The following is a 15,435-nucleotide window of genomic DNA, read 5'->3' as shown; positions in this document are numbered from 1 at the left end:
GCGCCGGTAGCCGGTAGTTTGACCGTATGGCGAATCCCACCGGCCCCACCCCCATCGACCTGCCGGCGCTGCGGCGCGCGCCCAAGGTGCTGCTGCACGATCACCTCGACGGCGGGCTGCGCCCCGCGACGGTCCTCGAGCTGGCGGAGGAGACCGGCTACGCGAACCTGCCCGCCGGCACCGAGCCCGAGCTGGCCGCGTGGTTCCGGGACGCCGCCGACTCCGGCTCGCTGGTGAAGTACCTCGAGACCTTCGAGCACACCGTCGGCGTGATGCAGACCCCCGCGGCGCTGGCCCGGGTGGCCCGCGAATGCGCGGAGGACCTCGCGGCCGACGGCGTGGTCTACGCCGAGGTGCGGTTCGCGCCCGAGCAGCACCTCGAGGGCGGTCTGTCGCTCGACGAGGTGATGGAGGCCGTGCTCGGCGGCTTCGCCGAGGGCGAGGCCGCGGCACGGGCGGAAGGCCGTCCGATCGTGGTGCGCTGCCTGGTCACCGCGATGCGGCACGCGGCCCGCTCGCGGGAGATCGCCGAGCTGACGGTGCGCTGGCGCGACCGCGGCGCCGTGGGCTTCGACATCGCCGGCGCCGAGGCCGGCTTCCCGCCCAGCCGTCACCTCGACGCCTTCGAGTACATGCGGGATCACTCGGCGCCCTTCACCATTCACGCGGGGGAGGCCTTCGGCCTGCCGTCGATCCACGAGGCGCTGGCCTTCTGCGGCTGCGACCGCCTGGGCCACGGCGTGCGGATCGTCGACGACATCACCGGCGTCACGCCCGGCGCGAGCGACTTCTCCGGCGCGCAGCTCGGTCGCGTCGCCGCCCGGGTGCGCGACGCGCGCATCCCGTTGGAGCTGTGCCCCAGCTCCAACGTGCAGACCGGCGCCGTGGCGTCGATGGCCGAGCACCCGTTCGATCTGTTGGCGCAGTTGCGCTTCCGGGTCACCGTCAACACCGACAACCGGTTGATGAGCGACACCACGATGAGCGCGGAGATGCTCAAGCTGGTGGACACCTTCGGCTACGGCTGGAGCGATCTGCAGCGCTTCACGATCAACGCGATGAAGTCCGCGTTCCTGCCCTTCGACGAGCGGCTCGCGCTCATCGACGACGTGATCAAGCCCGGCTTCGCCGTGCTGATCGGCTGACGCCGCAGCGCCCCGCGGCGCCGCCGCCGCGGGGTCCGGTCACTTGGAGGTGAGCCGGTCCTCGAAGTCGTGCTCGAGGGCCCGCCACGCCTCGGCCTCGTTGTCGAACGGGCCCGACGGTGCCAGCCGCCGCGGCTGGGGATCGAGCGCGTAGGAGACGAAGAAACCCAGCGGGGTGGTGGGGCGCAGCGCGTCCCGCACCGAGGCGTCGTCGGCGAAATCCGCCGCGTCGAGCAGCAGCTCCACCGCGAGGTCGAGCTGGTCGCGGTCGATGCGCCGCGGACCGTCGGCGATGTCCTCGCCGATGCCGGGCAGCACGTAGACGTTGTCGTCGTAGACGTCGATCTCCAGCGAGCCGTCGGTCGCGGCGACACGCACCTCGTCGTAGGTCGAGACCGCCGACAGGTCGGTGTCCTCGTCGTCCGCGAGGTAGCGCGCCAGGGCGCCTTCGGAGTCGAAGACGTAGATGCTGCCCTTGCGGCCCAGGAAGATCGGGTTGTCGTCGAGGTAGCAGCGCAGCGTGTAGTACTCACCGGTCGAGGTGATGATCTTGATCGGGTCGATTCCGACCTGGCCCCAGAAGGAGTCGTCCTCCTCGAACTCGGCGTCCTCCTCCACGGCCTCGATCTCGTCGGCCGCCGCGTCGTCGCCGAGGTACTCGTCGTCGTCCTCGTCGAGGTCGTCGGTGTCCAGGCCGGGCACGTCCTCGAGGTCGTCGTCGAGGTCGTCGGCGTCGGTGGCGAGCGAGGCGGCCTGCTCCTCCGCGGCCGCGAGCTCCTCCTCGGCAGCCTCCGTCAGGGTGGCCGAGACCTTGGGCGCGCTGACGACGCCCTCGATCGCGTCGATGACGTCGTCCCACTTGCGGCCGACGATCTGCCCCACCTTGTGCCACATCTCGGCGCCCTCGCGGCCCTCGAAGTTGCGGGTGCCGATGCGCACGGTGCCGAGCACCGGGTTGCCGTTGAAGAACTTGGTGACGTCGATCAGCTCGCACACCTCGCCGATCAGGCCGACGATCTCGAGGGTGTCCTCGAGCTCGGCGATCACCTCGGGCGTGGGCTCCTCGGCGGCCAGCTCGGGCACCGAGATCAGGTCGAAGCTGCGGTCGTCCCGCGGGACGAAGGCCTCCGCCGGCAGGGTGGTCAGGGCCTCCCACGCCGGGTGGTCGTCCAGGTCGTTCGGCTTGCCGCTGCGGGCGAAGGCCACCAGTTCCGCGACCGACGAGAAGCCGTACAGATCCTCGTCGAGGCCCAGGAAGGCCTCCCATTCGTCCTCCCCGTCACGCCAGCGGGGTGCCCAGAGGGTGTACACCGGGCCGTCGGTGAGGCCCAGTTCGATCGGGACGATGTCAGACGCCATGGCGCCCAGCGTAGTGCACCGGGCCACCTCCGCGTCGGCTGGAGGACGCCGCCGCGCCGGGCTCAGCCGGTCGGGCGGAAGAAGCCGTAGAACTGCTGCCCGATGTTGTCCGTGCGGATGGCCGAGATCTGCACCGGATCACCGGCCTCCACCATCCGGCCGTCGCCGATCACCATCGCCACGTGGCCCTCCCAGACGGCCAGATCGCCCGGCTGCAGTTCCCCCGCGCCGACCGACGCGCCGACTCCCTGCTCGTTGGCGAGCCGGGGCAGTTCGATCCCCGCCTGCCGGTAGGCCCACTGCGTGAAGCCGCTGCAGTCCAGGCCGACCCCCGGCGTCGTCCCGCCCCACGAGTACGGCACGCCGAGCTGCGTGAGGGCGGCCTGGACCGCGGCGGCCGCCTTGGCGTTCGGCGCCTTCACCACGGTGCCGTCGGGCAGGCGCACGTTGTAGCCGCCCTTGCCGTCGGCGCTCACCGTCGCGCTGCCGGACCGGCCCGCGGCGGACGCCGTCTTCGCGCCCCCGCTCCTGCCCGCGCCGCCGCCCTTGCCGGCGGAGGTCAACGCCGAGGCGAGGCCGCCGATCGGGGAGCCGCTGCCGCCGCTGCCGCCGCCGCTCGAGCCCGAACCGGTCCCGGTCGGCGAGGACGCGGTCGGGGTCGCGGACGCGGTGGTCGAGGCCGGGGTGGTCGCCGCCCCGCCGTCGACGGTGGCCGGCGCGGTCGGGGTGCTCTCCGCGAGCCCGGAGACGGTGCCGGTCTCGCCGTCGAGCTCCTCGCGCACGGTGCGCAGCACGTCCAGCGCCTGCTGCAGGTGATCGGCCGCGAGGGTGAGCACGGCGATGAGCCCGGTCGGATTGATCAGGGACGGGTTCGCCGCCTCCGCCTTGCTCACGAACGAGTCGAGGATCGCCTGCAGCCGCTCGCGGCCACGGCTGACGATCTGTGCGGCCGTCGTCACCGACTGCCTGATCGCCCCGGTGTGCTGCGACAGGGCGCTCGCGGCGGTGCCGCCGTCGCCGAGGGTGGCCGTCGCCGTCGTGGCGTCGACGCCCGTCCACTCCCGACCGACGGAGACGGTGGTCGAGTCCGTCTGCGCGCTGACCCGCGCCAGCTCGGTCTCGATGGTGCGGATCGCTGCGTCGACGCCGGCGGTCGTGAGATCACCGGAACCGAACGCGTCGATCAGCGCGCGCAGCGGCGCCGCCAGCGCCGCGACGATGCCGCTCACGGCGTGCCCAGCAGACCGAGCAGCGCCCCGGCGCCGCCCGCGTCGGCGGCGACCGCGGACGCGACCGTCCGTGCGGCTCCCACCGACGCCGACGTGTAGAACGCGGCCAACCGTGCCAGCTCGGCATCGGTCGCGGTGACGGCCCCCAGCAGCTCCGTCAGGTAGTCGCCGCCGACCACCCCGAACACCGGTGCGAGCGCCGCGGCCGAGACGGCGCCCGCCCCCGCGGCCGCCGTCACCGCCGTGGCCAGCGAACCCAGCTCGCCTCCGGCCGCCGACACCGCACCGGTCGTCATCAGAAACGGTTCCATCGCAATACCCCCTCATTGATTGGACGTCTCAGGGCCCCGCGCGGTTCCCGATACGCTGACCGCATGCAGATCACCGTGGTCGACCACCCCCTGGCCGCCGTCCGGCTCACCGCGCTCCGCGCCGAGGCCACCGACAACGCCTCGTTCCGCGCCGCGCTCAAGGAGCTCACCCAGATGCTGGTTTACGAGGCCATGCGGGAGGCGGTCGTCGCGCCCGTCACGGTGACCACGCCGCTCGAGGAGACCGGCGGTGCCGCGCTCGCAGCGCCGCCGCTGCTCGTGCCGGTGCTGCGCGCCGGGCTCGGCATGGTCGATCAGGCGCACGCGATGCTGCCGGAGTCGCAGGTCGGGTTCGTCGGTATGGGGCGCAACGAGGAGACGCACGTCCCCGAGCCGTACTTCCAGTCGCTGCCCGCCGATCTCGCGGGGCGCCCGGTCTTCGTGCTGGACCCGATGCTCGCCACGGGCGGCTCGATGGTGGAGACGCTGAGCCTGCTCGCGCAACGCGGCGCGACCGACGTGACCGCGGTGTGCGTGGTGGCGGCGCCGGAGGGCGTGCAGGCGCTCGCCGACTGCGGGCACCCCGTCCGCCTGGTCACGGCCACCGTCGACCGTGGCCTGGACGAGAACGCCTACATCGTTCCCGGCCTCGGCGACGCCGGCGATCGCCAGTTCGGTCCGCGCTGGACCTGAGTCGCTACGGCGCGGCCCAGAAGCCCGTCGCGGGCTCGGTGAACTCGCCCGCGGCGGTGCTGATCACCAGGCCCGACGGCGTGATGTTGATCGTGGCGTCGGGGGCCCGGGCCACCCAGCCGGGACCGGCGGGCAGCACACCCTCGATCCGGGTGCCGGAGCCGGTGTCCGTGCGGTGGCCCGCGTAGTACAGCGCGCCCGCGCGGTCGCACACGACGGCCTGGGAGGTGTTCGTCAGCACCATCATCCGGGCCCGGTCGCCATCGGCGCAGCGGGCCTGGGTGCCGACGAAGCCGAGCGCGTCCGTGCCGGGGATCGACGGTGCGGGGGCGGCGGGCGGCTCCGGGGGCGGCGGTGGGGCCGACGGCGTCGTCGACTCCGAGGACGGTGCCGGCGAACCGGACGGCGGCGCGGCGACGGGGGCCGGCTCCGTGCGGCGGTCGCCGCTCACGTACGCCGTCGCCGCCACCGCGGCGGCGATCACGATGAGCACCCCCACCAGGACCGACCCGGCGATCACTCGACGGCGCCCGGGGTCGGACGGGCCCACTGGCCGGCTCACCCGAAGGCCGCCCACTTACGCACGGTCTCGGTCACCGCGGTGAGCCGCTGCCGGGCGCGCGCCTGCGCGTCCGTCGTGTCGTCGTCCGTGGTCACGCGCTCGATCACCTCCAGGTAGAACTTCGCCTTCGGCTCGGTTCCGGAGGGGCGCACCGTGACCCGGACGCCGTCGCCGCGGAACACCAGCGCGTCCGTCGCTGGGCGGGCCGTCAGGAGATCCTCACAGCCCACGGCGGTGTTTGCAACCTCAACGGGAGGATCGGCGCGCAGGGCGGCCATGATCGCCCCGATCCGGGCGACGTCGTCCACGCGCAGCGCGTACTGGCTCGACAGGTACACGCCGTGCCGGCGGTACAGGGCGTCCAGGGCGTCGGGAAGGCCGCTGCCACCGGCCTTGAGCGCCGCGGCGTAGCCGGCGGCGACCACCGCGGCGGAGATCCCGTCCTTGTCGCGCACCGTCGACGGATCGACGCAGAGCCCGAGCGCCTCCTCGTAGGCGAAGACGAGTCCCTCGCCCGCCCGGACGAGGTTCTTGAAGCCGGTCAGGGTGCGCGCGTAGCGGGCCCCGCGACCCTGCGCGATCGCGCCGAGCAGCTCGGAGCTGACGATCGTCGTCGCCACCAGTGGGTCCGACGGCGCGCCCGCCAGCGGCTCGTCGAGCAGGTGCGCGCCGAGCAGGGAGCCGGCCTCGTCGCCGGTGAGCATGCGCCAGCCGTCGGGGAAGCGGGCGCCGAGGGCGCAGCGGTCGGCGTCGGGGTCGAGCGCGACCGCGAGATCCGCGTCCACCCGCTCGGCGAGTGCGAGCAACAGGTCCGAGGCGCCGGGCTCCTCGGGGTTGGGGAAGGTCACCGTCGGGAACTCCCCGTCCGGGGCGAACTGCTGATCCACGACGTGCACATCGTCGAAACCGCTGCGCCGCAACGCCTCGAGCGCGACCGCGCCGCCCACGCCGTGCATGGGCGTCAGGGCGATCCGCAGGCCCGTCGCGGGTGCGGGCCGCAGCGATGCGACCCGGTCCAGGTAGGCGGCGACCACCTCGGTCGCCCGCGGGTCCGCGGGCACCGGCGCCCGGTCGATCTCCTTCGCCGGGGGAGCGGCGACGATGAGCCGCTCGATCTCGGCGTCGGCGGGCGAGACCAGCTGGGCCCCGCCGTCGAGGTAGACCTTGTAGCCGTTGTCGGCGGGCGGGTTGTGCGAGGCCGTGATCTGCACGCCCGCCACCGCGCCGAGCGCCCTGGTCGCGAACGAGACCCACGGGGTGGGGCCCGGTTCCGGGAGCGCCACCACGGCGAATCCCTGCGCCGCGAGCACCTCGGTGGCGGCGGCGAAGAACGCCTCGGAGCCGCGGCGGGCGTCGCGCCCGACGACGACGGTGCCGCCGCCCAGGCACGTGGCCTTCAGCCACTCGCCGAGTGCCCAGGTCGTGCGGGTCACCACCGCCACGTTCATGCCCGACGGTCCGCCGCGCACCGGACCCCGCAGGCCGGCGGTGCCGAAGGACAGCGGGGCCGCGAAGCGCTCGGCGAGCTCGTCGCCGCTGAGGGCGTCGAGCTCGGCGCGCGTGGCGGGGTCGGGGTCGCCGTCGATCCAGGCCAGGACCTGGGCCGCGAGTTCGCCGCTCACCTACATCGCCTCGATCACGTCGGCGAGCAGGCCACCCATCCGGGTGGCCGCCTCGCGCCCCGCCTCGAGCACCTCCTCGTGGTTGAGGGGCTCGCCGGTGATGCCCGCGGCGAGGTTGGTGACCAGCGAGATGCCCAGCACCGCGGCGTCCTCCGCGCGGGCCGCGATGGTCTCGTGCACCGTGGACATGCCCACGAGGTCGGCACCGAGGGTGCGCAGCATGCGGATCTCCGCAGGCGTCTCGTAGTGCGGGCCGGGGAGGCCGGCGTAGACGCCCTCGCCGAGCGACGGATCGACCGTGCGCGCCAGCGCGCGCAGCGCGGGCGAGTAGGCGTCGACGAGGTTGACGAACTGCGCGCCGACCATCGGGGAGCGGGCCGTCAGGTTCAGGTGGTCGGCGATGAGCACGGGCTCGCCGACGAACATGCCCTCGCGCAGGCCTCCGGCCGCGTTGGTCAGGATCACCGTGCTCGCGCCGGCGGCGCAGGCGGTGCGCACGGGGTGCACCACGCGCGAGAGGTCGTGCCCCTCGTAGGCGTGCGTGCGGCCGAGCAGCACCAGCACACGCTTGTCGCCGACGACGACGGCGGAGGCCGTGCCCTTGTGGCCGGCCGCGCTGGGCGGGGCGAAGTGCGGCAGGTCCGCCATGGGGATGGAGCCGACGGCGGTGCCGCGGGCGATGAGTGCGTCGGCCGCGGGCGCCCAGCCGGAGCCGAGGACGACGGCCACGTCGAAGGGCTCACCCCCGGTCGCCGCGAGCAAGGTCGCGGCAGCCTCCCGGGCCGCCGCGGAGGGATCATCGATGCCGAAGTCACGTGCTGCCGGATCTTGCGCCATGGCTCCCGATGCTAGCGGCTATCGTGATGCCCATGCCCTACGTCACGCGCACCGACGACATCTTCACGCTGTACCTCGGAGACGAGGGGGTCGAGCTCTCGGAGACCAACCCGGAGAACCGGTTCTCACCCGATTGGGTGGAGGCGGTGCACGCCCGGCTCGACGAGATCGAGCAGCAGGCCGCGGGCTCGGCCGCGGCCCTGGTGGTGACCGCGACGGGCAAGTTCTTCTCCAACGGCCTCGACGTGATGTACATCCTCGCCAACGTCGGCGAGCTGCCCGCGTACCTGGACCGCGTGCACACCGTCTTCAGCCGCCTGCTGACCTTCCCCATGACGACCGTCGCGGCCGTCAACGGCCACGCCTTCGGCGCCGGGGCGATGCTGGCACTCTCCTGCGACTTCGCCGTGATGCGCGACGATCGCGGCTTCTTCTGCCTCCCCGAGGTCAGCCTCAAGATGGGGTTCACCCAGGGCATGGCCACCCTGCTGCGCTCGCGCCTGCCGTACCAGACCGCGCTCGAGGCGATGACCACCGGACGTCGCTACGGCGGCGGCGACGCCGTGGCCGCGGGCATCGTGCAGGCCGCCGTCTCCGACGAGGAGCTGCTGGCCACCGCGACCGCCCGCGCCGCGACCAACACCGCGGCCGACGGCCCGACCCTGAACAAGATCAAGAACGACCTGCACGCGCCGCTCATCGCGGACCTCGCCGTCCCGACGACCGAAGTCAAGTTCGGCTGACGGTGACCGGTCGCGTCACCTCCGTCCTGGAGGCGCTCACCGGCACCGTCGACCTCGTCCGGGACGACCTGGTCGCGGTCAGCCGTGCGGTGCACGGCCGGCCGGAGCTGGCGTTCGAGGAGCACTACGCCTGCGGACTGCTCGCCGACGCGCTGGCCGGGCACGGCTTCGCCGTCGAGCGCGGGATCGCGGATCTCGAGACGGCGTTCGTCGCCCGTGCCGGATCCGGTCCGCTGCGGGTCGCGGTCTTCGCCGAGTACGACGCGCTGCCCGGCATCGGGCACGCCTGCGGGCACAACATCATCGCCGCTGCGGCCGTCGGCGCCGGCATCGCGCTGGCCTCGGTCGCCGACGAGCTGGGCATCACCGTCGAGGTCTACGGCACCCCCGCGGAGGAGTCGGGCGGCGGCAAGGTGCTCATGCTGCAGCGGGGCGTGTTCGACGGTGTCGGCTGCGCGGGCATGGTGCATCCGGCCCCGTTCGACGTGGTGCGCACCCGCACCCTCGCGCTCGCCGACCTCGCGATCCGGTTCTCCGGCCGCGAGGCGCACGCCTCCGCCGCCCCGTGGGCGGGCCGCAACGCGGGGGACGCCGCCACCGTCGCCCAGGTCGCGCTGGGACTACTGCGCCAGCACCTCGAGCCCGGCCAGCAGCTGCACGGCATCGTCAGCGAGGGCGGGACCGCGCCGAACGTTGTGCCCTCGGCGGCGGAGCTGCTCTACTACCTGCGCGCCGACGACGCGCAGTCGCTGGAGCGCCTCGCCGCCCGGGCCGGCGACTGCTTCGCCGCGGGCGCGCTGGGCGCCGGCTGCACCCATGAGGTGAAGGAACTCGCGCCCGCCTACACCGAGCTGCGCAGCGACGACGCGCTCGCCGCCGCGTACCGCGCCGCGGCGATCGCGATCGGCCGCTCGCCCGTGGCGCCCGAGTTCGAGGGCCTGGTGCCGCTGGGGAGTACCGACATGGGCAATGTGAGCCACGCTGTACCGTCGATCCATCCGCTGATCGGCCTCGAGACCGACGGGGCCGTGACCCATCAGCCGGAGTTCACGGCCGCCGCCGCCACCGAATCCGCCGATCGGGCCGTGCGCGACGGTGCGCTGGCCCTGGCCGCAGCCTTCGCTGCGGTCGCGGAGGACGAGGGCGAGCGCGCCCGGCTGCTCACGGCGGCCGAGCGCCGTGGAAGTGATGGAGGCGGACAGTGAGCGGGACTGCGGGCGAGGATCTCTCGAGGGCCGCGTACGTCGATCAGTGGTTGCGGCGCAAGGGCGACTGGCTCCGCGAGTTCCGCCGCGACCTGCACGCGTACCCCGAGCTGTCCTGGCGTGAGCAGCGCACCACGGGCGCCGTCTTCGAGGCCCTGACCGCCGCGGGCCTGCACCCGCGCAGGCTCTCCACCACCGGCCTGGTGTGCGATCTCGGGCCCGCCACGGGCGAGCGGGTCGCGCTGCGCGCCGACATGGACGCCCTGCCCATTCACGAGGCCACCGGCCTGGACTACGCCTCCACCGTCGCGGGCGCCTCGCACGCCTGCGGCCACGACGCCCACACTTCGATCCTGCTGGGCACCGGACTGGTGCTCGCCGAGCTCGACCGCGCCGGGCGCCTGCCCGTCGGCGTGCGGCTGGTCTTCCAGCCCGCCGAGGAGGTCATGCCCGGCGGCGCACTGTCGGCCGTGCGCGACGAGGTCATGCAGGGCGTCTCCCGCATCTACGCCCTGCACTGCGATCCCCGCGTCGAGGTGGGCAGGATCGGCGTCCGCTCGGGCGCCATCACCTCCGCCGCCGATCACGTCGAGGTGATCCTGCACTCGCCGGGCGGACACACCTCGCGCCCGCACCTGACCAGCGACCTGATCTACGCCATGGGCGCCGTCATCACCGGACTGCCGGGCGTGCTCTCGCGGCGCGTGGACCCGCGCTCGGGCACCATCATGGTGTGGGGCGCCGCCAACGCAGGCTCCGCGCCCAACGCGATCCCGCAGATCGGCGCGCTGCACGGGACGGTCCGCACCGGTGAGCACCACATCTGGGAGTCGCTCGAGCCGCTCGTGCGCGAGATCATCGCCGAGCTGCTCGCGCCCCTGCGGGTCAAGCACGAGGTGAACTACACCCGCGGCGTGCCGCCGGTGATCAACGAGCACCTGGCCGCCACCCGGCTCGCGGACGCCGCCCGCGCCGTCTCGCCCGACGGTGCCGTCGACACCCCGCAGTCCGGCGGCGGCGAGGACTTCTCCTGGTACCTCGAGGAGGCGCCCGGCGCCATGGCGCGGCTGGGCGTGTGGTCCGGCGAGGGCCGCCAGTACGACCTGCACCAGCCCGACTTCGTGCTCGACGAGCGCGCGCTGGAGATGGGCGTGAAGGTCTTCACGAACGTGGTGTTCGCCTCCGAACGCTGACCGCCGTGCCCGAGTTGTATCCGCGCTGACGGCCACCCGCAGTGCCACGGCGAGCCGGATGTCACATCCGTGGTTTCTGTGACCGGGTCCGATAGTCGGAATGAGCAGGCCGTCGACGAGGTGTCTACCTGCGGGGCGTGTCGTCGTTGAGAACTCGATAGACGACGTAGCCGGCGAACCAGAAAGTCGCGACCACGCAGACGCCGAACAGGACGTCGAAGAAGATCACCATGGTTTGCGCCGACCATCCACTCTCCACATGGAGAGCAGCTTACCAGGTAAGCTCTCCACGTGGAGAAGTCATCGCGGGAGCCGATGCTGCGAGCAGGTCTGGACCTGCTCGGACGGGTCGGGCTCAAGAACTGGTCGATGCGCGCGGTGGAGGACGAGGCCGGTGTTCCGCACGGGACTGCGCGCCATCATTTCTCGAACCAACGCGGACTCGTGCTGGCGATGGTGAGGCACCTGCTCGACGTCGACCGACCGTCGGACGGCGCGACGGTACACGACCAGGTCGTCAGGTGGGTGGGAATCGAATCGGGGTGGACCCGCGCGCGGTACGAGCTGATCGTCGCCTCCTTTCACGACGAAGAGCTGGCAGCGGAAATCGTGCGCGCACGCGACCGACTCATCGAGGATCTTGTTGATCGCGGGCTGAACCCGACTGACGCGACCGCGCTCGCAGTGTCGTTGGACGGTTTCGTGCTCGACGCGGTGTTGCGGCGTTCTCCTGCCGCGAGAGTCGATCTCGATGCCATCCTCAGTCGCTTCGGAGTCGACTAGATCGCCGTCAGTCGGCGCGCCAAGCGCGCGACAACTGCGGGTTCAGCGCCGGCTTCGATGCTGGTGGCATGACAGCCATCCGTCTGATTCGGCACGGTTCGCCCCTGACCCGCAGTTGGGTCCCGCCCACTGTCGTCGTCGACGGACGGATGTGTCCGGTGAACGACGACGACACGCTGATCCCCGTCTCGCCCGGGGTACGGATGCTCGCCGTGTCGGAGAACATGCCTGCCCCGTCGAAGTGGGCGTCGATGTCGGTCTCCGTGGCCCCAGGTCAGGTGGTCACGGTGTATTTCTCGCCGCCCGCGTTTCCCTCTGTGAGCGGTGTTCTGGGGTTCGCGCCGCAGACCCATTCGAGCTGGCCATGGATGTACGTACTCCTCGGAGTCCTCGCTCTGATGGTGATCCTGCCAGCCGCGGTGTTCCTCGTCGTCCTGCTCATCGCGGCGGCGTGACCGCCGGAGGGGGAGGTCGGGTGCGATCGATGAGGGCGTCGCCGAGGGCGGTGCGGCGGTAGAGGACCCGGTGGCCGTAGCGGGAGCTCTCCACGATGCCGTTGGCGCCCAGCACCTTCAGGCTCTGCGACACGGCGGACGGTGAGATCCCCAGTGCGGCAGCCAGGTCCACGACCGCGGCAGGGTCGGCAAGTGCTGCGAGCAGGTCGGCCTTCGCCGCCCCGATGAGTCTGCGCAGTGCGTCGTCCGCCACGGGGCGAACGGTTTCCGCGAGAGTCGCCGATCCGCGGGCCGGATAGCCGATGTGCGGCGCGGTGCGGCGGGGATCGTGCGCCACGGTGATCATGCCGATGAAGACACTGGGCATCAGGGTCAGCCCGCGACCGCCCGACGAGAAGCGGCCGGAACCGGCGGTGCACGCGAGGTCCACGCTGAGTTCGCCCGTGCGAGTCCATTCCACACGGGGACTGAGTGATTCGAAGAGCTTTGTGGGTCCGCCCGTCGCCAGGACGCCGCCCCGGTGGGTGACGTCCGACTCGAGGATCCGCGAGAGCGTCGGCCAGACCGGTGCGATCGCCGCGCGGTGGTAGTCGGCGAGGGCCTCGGCGATGACCGGTGCCGGGTCGTCGAGCGAGAGCAACGTCGCCAGGGCGGGGGACGGCGGTCCGTCCTCGATGAGGCCGGCCAGTTCGGTGTGTGCAGTCGCCGGATCGGTGGCCGCGACGGCGGCGACGTGGTCGTCGAACGACGGGCGGCCCGAGCCCGGCGCCGTGATCGGGGTGAGGAAGTCGGGGATCCGGCGCCCGGAGGGCGACACCAGGGCGTCGATGAGGTCCCGGTCGTACGTGGCGCGGAGCTCGTCGGCGGCCGCGCGCCAGGCGGTCAAGTGATGCGACGTGCGGTGAATGTGATTGAGGTGGAAAATGCTGAGCGCTGTTTCGTTGAGCGGGGACACCACGAATCGGGCGTCGGCCAGGTCGCCGACGTCCAGCAGGTAGGTCAACATGTAGGCGCCACCTAATTCATTGGAACCCGCGACGAGGTTCGTGTGTGCTTGCCGTATGAGCGAATACAGAGAGCACTGGAACCTGACGGCGGATCCTCCGATGGCAGCAGTCTACGCCCGTCTCGCGGACGCGCACGAGCGCTCGGAGGCCGAGCGGGCGGCGCGGAACCGGGTGGGGCGCACCGTCGACCTGCGGCGAAGTGGCGTGCGGCCCCGGCTGGCCGGCGCGCTGCGACGGCTTGCGACGGCCATCGAGCCGGCACCGGCGACCTGCGGGTCCGACGCGGCCTGAGGGGTCTACTCCGGGCCGTCGGCGGAGGCGCCGGGGCCGGGCCCGACGTTGCGGGATTCGCGGGTGCGGATGTCGAGGACGTAGTCCTCCGGGGCGCCGGCGATGTACGCCGCGTCGGCCATCACACCGAGGTAGCGGGCCGAGGGCAGGCCGCCCTCGAAGGCGTCGACGACGTAGAGCCAGGCCAGCGTCGAGCCGCCGTCGATGAGGTCGACCCGCGCCTTGAGCTTGACGTGGATGCCCAGCTCGGAGCCTTCCCAGCGGTCGAGCGACAGCTCGTCGTCGGGCGTCACGTCGTAGAGCACGACGAACACCTTGGCATCGGGATCGGACGGGTCCTCGGTGACCGTCGCGAGCGCGCCCTCCCAGCCGATGTCCTCGCCGGAGAAGGTCAGGCGCCAGCCCCGCAGCCACCCCGTACCTGCCATGGGCGAGTGCGGGGCGCGCTCGGCCATCTGGTCGGGGTGCATGTTGGAGCCGTAGGCGGCGTAGATCGGCACAGGTGGACTTTACCGCGCCCGCCCACCGCGTGGCTCTGCCCGACGGTGCCCGCACGCGGCGCGGGCCCGGGCGCTAGCGTGGCAACCATGACGAACATCGTGATCATCGGCGGCGGTCCGGCGGGGTACGAAGCAGCACTGGTGGCGGTGGCGCACGGCGGCGACGTCACGGTGATCGAGTCCGACGGGATCGGCGGCGCGTGCGTCCTGTACGACTGCGTCCCGTCGAAGACCTTCATCGCCTCGACCGGCATCCGCACCGAGACCCGGCGCGCCGTCGACCTGGGCATCGAGCTGCACTTCGAGCGCGTCGAGATCGACGTCGAGCGGATCAACACCCGCGTCAAGGACCTCGCCGCGGCGCAGTCGGCGGACATCCGCGCCCGGCTCGTGGGCGAGGGCGTGCGGATCATCCGCGGCAGCGCGGCCATCGCCCCGAGCAATCCCGGCATGGCGCAGCACGTGGTGAACGTGGTCACCCCGACCGGTGGCGAGCAGATGCTCGAGGCCGACGTGGTGCTCGTCGCCACCGGCGCGTCGCCGCGCGTGTTGGAGTCCGCCAAGCCGGACGGCGAGCGGATCGTCACCTGGCGCCAGCTCTACGACCTGGAGGAGCTGCCCACGCACCTCGTGGTCGTCGGATCCGGCGTCACGGGCGCCGAGTTCGTGCACGCGTACACCGAGCTGGGGATCAAGGTCACCCTGGTCAGCTCCCGTGACCGCGTGCTGCCGCACGAGGACGAGGACGCCGCCCTGGTCCTGGAGGACGCCCTGGTCGACCGCGGTGTCTCGCTGGTCAAGCGCGCCTACGCCGACAAGGTCGAGCGCACCGAGGACGGCATCGTCGTGCGGCTCACCGACGGCCGCACCGTGGAGGGCTCGCACTGCCTGATGACGGTCGGCTCCATCCCGAACACCGCGGGGATCGGCCTCGAGGAGGTGGGGATCGAATTGGACAAGGGCGGCTACATCCCCGTCGACCGGGTCTCCCGCACCAAGGTGCCCGGCATCTACGCCGCCGGCGACTGCACCGGCGTGCTGCCGCTCGCGTCCGTCGCCGCGATGCAGGGCCGCGTCGCGATGTACCACGCGCTGGGCGAGGGGGTCTCGCCCGTCAAGCTCAAGACGGTCTCGTCGGCGATCTTCACCCGCCCGGAGATCGCGACGGTCGGCGTCTCGCAGGCCGCGATCGACGACGGCACGTACCAGGCGCGCACCGTCATGCTGCCGCTCGCGACCAACCCGCGCGCGAAGATGTCGGGGCTCAAGCGCGGCTTCGTCAAGGTCTTCTGCCGTCCCAATACGGGCCTGGTGATCGGCGGGGTCGTGGTGGCGCCCAACGCCTCCGAGCTGATCCTGCCGCTCACCGTCGCGGTGCAGAACGGGCTGACCGTGGACGACGTGGCGCAGACCTTCTCCGTCTACCCGTCGCTGGCCGGCTCGGTGACGGAGGCCGCACGACAGCTCATGCGCCAGGACGACCTGGCCTAGCGATCCGCC

At 72.4% G+C, this 15,435-nt stretch carries 17 protein-coding genes; 9 read left to right on the top strand and 8 right to left on the bottom strand.

Annotated features, from left to right (window positions below; translation table 11 throughout):
* Positions 1–26 precede the first annotated feature (26 nt).
* Positions 27–1,145, top strand: coding sequence for an adenosine deaminase (locus BLQ62_RS18025; protein WP_068528836.1), 1,119 nt, complete (start codon positions 27–29; stop codon positions 1,143–1,145).
* Positions 1,146–1,184: 39 nt separating this feature from the next.
* Here BLQ62_RS18025 and BLQ62_RS18020 read toward each other — a convergent pair whose 3' ends face one another.
* From BLQ62_RS18020 to BLQ62_RS18010, 3 genes are all read right to left on the bottom strand, one after another.
* On the bottom strand, positions 1,185–2,504 hold the full coding sequence (locus BLQ62_RS18020) for a primosomal protein (protein WP_068528841.1): 1,320 nt from the start codon (positions 2,502–2,504) through the stop codon (positions 1,185–1,187).
* Between the two features lie 62 nt (positions 2,505–2,566).
* Positions 2,567–3,733: a C40 family peptidase gene (locus BLQ62_RS18015; RefSeq protein WP_068568173.1), complete on the bottom strand. Its 1,167-nt coding sequence runs from the start codon at positions 3,731–3,733 to the stop codon at positions 2,567–2,569.
* A complete protein-coding gene (locus BLQ62_RS18010) occupies positions 3,730–4,044 on the bottom strand; it encodes a hypothetical protein (protein WP_133298575.1) in 315 nt (104 codons plus the stop codon). The genes BLQ62_RS18015 and BLQ62_RS18010 overlap by 4 nt, the downstream gene beginning before the upstream one ends.
* Before the next feature lie 63 nt (positions 4,045–4,107).
* On the opposite strand from BLQ62_RS18010, the gene upp reads away from it, so the two are divergent.
* Positions 4,108–4,737 (top strand): uracil phosphoribosyltransferase, encoded by a 630-nt coding sequence (upp, locus tag BLQ62_RS18005; protein ID WP_068528847.1) that lies wholly within the window; start codon positions 4,108–4,110, stop codon positions 4,735–4,737.
* A 4-nt stretch (positions 4,738–4,741) separates the two neighbouring features.
* On the opposite strand, the gene BLQ62_RS18000 is transcribed toward upp, so the two are convergent.
* The 3 genes from BLQ62_RS18000 to BLQ62_RS17990 are packed head-to-tail and all read right to left on the bottom strand — an operon-like array spanning position 4,742 to position 7,758.
* Positions 4,742–5,299, bottom strand: a complete 558-nt coding sequence (locus BLQ62_RS18000; RefSeq protein ID WP_139184240.1) for a hypothetical protein — start codon at positions 5,297–5,299, stop codon at positions 4,742–4,744.
* On the bottom strand, positions 5,296–6,921 hold the full coding sequence (locus tag BLQ62_RS17995) for a phospho-sugar mutase (RefSeq protein WP_068568177.1): 1,626 nt from the start codon (positions 6,919–6,921) through the stop codon (positions 5,296–5,298). Before BLQ62_RS17995 ends, BLQ62_RS18000 begins: the two co-directional genes overlap by 4 nt.
* On the bottom strand, positions 6,922–7,758 hold the full coding sequence (locus tag BLQ62_RS17990) for a purine-nucleoside phosphorylase (RefSeq protein WP_068528854.1): 837 nt from the start codon (positions 7,756–7,758) through the stop codon (positions 6,922–6,924).
* A gap of 32 nt (positions 7,759–7,790) precedes the next feature.
* Here BLQ62_RS17990 and BLQ62_RS17985 point away from each other — a divergent pair, with 32 nt between their 5' ends.
* The 5 genes from BLQ62_RS17985 (at position 7,791) to BLQ62_RS17965 (ending at position 12,137) form a co-directional block, all read left to right on the top strand.
* Complete coding sequence (locus tag BLQ62_RS17985; RefSeq protein WP_068530350.1) at positions 7,791–8,501, top strand: enoyl-CoA hydratase/isomerase family protein; 711 nt, start codon at positions 7,791–7,793, stop codon at positions 8,499–8,501.
* Between the two features lie 2 nt (positions 8,502–8,503).
* Positions 8,504–9,706, top strand: a complete 1,203-nt coding sequence (locus tag BLQ62_RS17980) for an amidohydrolase (protein ID WP_414929932.1) — start codon at positions 8,504–8,506, stop codon at positions 9,704–9,706.
* A complete protein-coding gene (locus BLQ62_RS17975) occupies positions 9,703–10,899 on the top strand; it encodes an amidohydrolase (RefSeq protein ID WP_068568179.1) in 1,197 nt (398 codons plus the stop codon). Before BLQ62_RS17980 ends, BLQ62_RS17975 begins: the two co-directional genes overlap by 4 nt.
* 291 nt (positions 10,900–11,190) lie before the next feature.
* Positions 11,191–11,682 carry a TetR/AcrR family transcriptional regulator gene (locus tag BLQ62_RS17970; protein WP_231857710.1) on the top strand — a complete coding sequence of 164 codons (492 nt, stop codon included), beginning with the start codon at positions 11,191–11,193 and terminating at the stop codon, positions 11,680–11,682.
* Positions 11,683–11,750: 68 nt separating this feature from the next.
* Positions 11,751–12,137: a hypothetical protein gene (locus tag BLQ62_RS17965; protein ID WP_083350816.1), complete on the top strand. Its 387-nt coding sequence runs from the start codon at positions 11,751–11,753 to the stop codon at positions 12,135–12,137.
* Here the strand turns inward: BLQ62_RS17965 and BLQ62_RS17960 are convergent.
* A complete protein-coding gene (locus BLQ62_RS17960) occupies positions 12,121–13,143 on the bottom strand; it encodes an ArsR family transcriptional regulator (RefSeq protein ID WP_068568183.1) in 1,023 nt (340 codons plus the stop codon). The two genes, BLQ62_RS17965 and BLQ62_RS17960, sit on opposite strands and share 17 nt — an antisense overlap.
* A 100-nt stretch (positions 13,144–13,243) precedes the next feature.
* On the opposite strand from BLQ62_RS17960, the gene BLQ62_RS17955 reads away from it, so the two are divergent.
* Positions 13,244–13,435, top strand: coding sequence for a hypothetical protein (locus BLQ62_RS17955; RefSeq protein ID WP_068568185.1), 192 nt, complete (start codon positions 13,244–13,246; stop codon positions 13,433–13,435).
* A 5-nt stretch (positions 13,436–13,440) separates the two neighbouring features.
* On the opposite strand, the gene BLQ62_RS17950 is transcribed toward BLQ62_RS17955, so the two are convergent.
* The gene (locus BLQ62_RS17950) at positions 13,441–13,935 is read right to left on the bottom strand and encodes a gamma-glutamylcyclotransferase family protein (RefSeq protein WP_068528874.1); all 495 of its coding nucleotides are present in this window, start codon (positions 13,933–13,935) and stop codon (positions 13,441–13,443) included.
* Between the two features lie 87 nt (positions 13,936–14,022).
* Between BLQ62_RS17950 and BLQ62_RS17945 the strand changes: the two genes are divergently transcribed.
* Positions 14,023–15,426, top strand: a complete 1,404-nt coding sequence (locus tag BLQ62_RS17945) for an NAD(P)H-quinone dehydrogenase (RefSeq protein WP_068528877.1) — start codon at positions 14,023–14,025, stop codon at positions 15,424–15,426.
* The last annotated feature ends 9 nt before the right edge of the window (positions 15,427–15,435 follow it).

The sequence above is a fragment of the Tsukamurella pulmonis genome, assembly GCF_900103175.1.
GTDB lineage: Bacteria > Actinomycetota > Actinomycetes > Mycobacteriales > Mycobacteriaceae > Tsukamurella > Tsukamurella pulmonis.
This window is presented reverse-complemented; position numbering and strand designations above follow the sequence as displayed.

Coding starts and splice junctions, on each gene's coding strand:
- BLQ62_RS18020 (WP_068528841.1), bottom strand. CDS start 2,504: ATGGCGTCTGACATCGTCCCGATCGAACTGGGCCTCACCGACGGCCCG.
- BLQ62_RS17955 (WP_068568185.1), top strand. CDS start 13,244: ATGGCAGCAGTCTACGCCCGTCTCGCGGACGCGCACGAGCGCTCGGAG.
- BLQ62_RS17960 (WP_068568183.1), bottom strand. CDS start 13,143: ATGTTGACCTACCTGCTGGACGTCGGCGACCTGGCCGACGCCCGATTC.
- BLQ62_RS17965 (WP_083350816.1), top strand. CDS start 11,751: ATGACAGCCATCCGTCTGATTCGGCACGGTTCGCCCCTGACCCGCAGT.
- BLQ62_RS17985 (WP_068530350.1), top strand. CDS start 7,791: ATGCCCTACGTCACGCGCACCGACGACATCTTCACGCTGTACCTCGGA.
- BLQ62_RS18025 (WP_068528836.1), top strand. CDS start 27: ATGGCGAATCCCACCGGCCCCACCCCCATCGACCTGCCGGCGCTGCGG.
- BLQ62_RS17945 (WP_068528877.1), top strand. CDS start 14,023: ATGACGAACATCGTGATCATCGGCGGCGGTCCGGCGGGGTACGAAGCA.
- BLQ62_RS17990 (WP_068528854.1), bottom strand. CDS start 7,758: ATGGCGCAAGATCCGGCAGCACGTGACTTCGGCATCGATGATCCCTCC.
- BLQ62_RS18010 (WP_133298575.1), bottom strand. CDS start 4,044: ATGGAACCGTTTCTGATGACGACCGGTGCGGTGTCGGCGGCCGGAGGC.
- upp (WP_068528847.1), top strand. CDS start 4,108: ATGCAGATCACCGTGGTCGACCACCCCCTGGCCGCCGTCCGGCTCACC.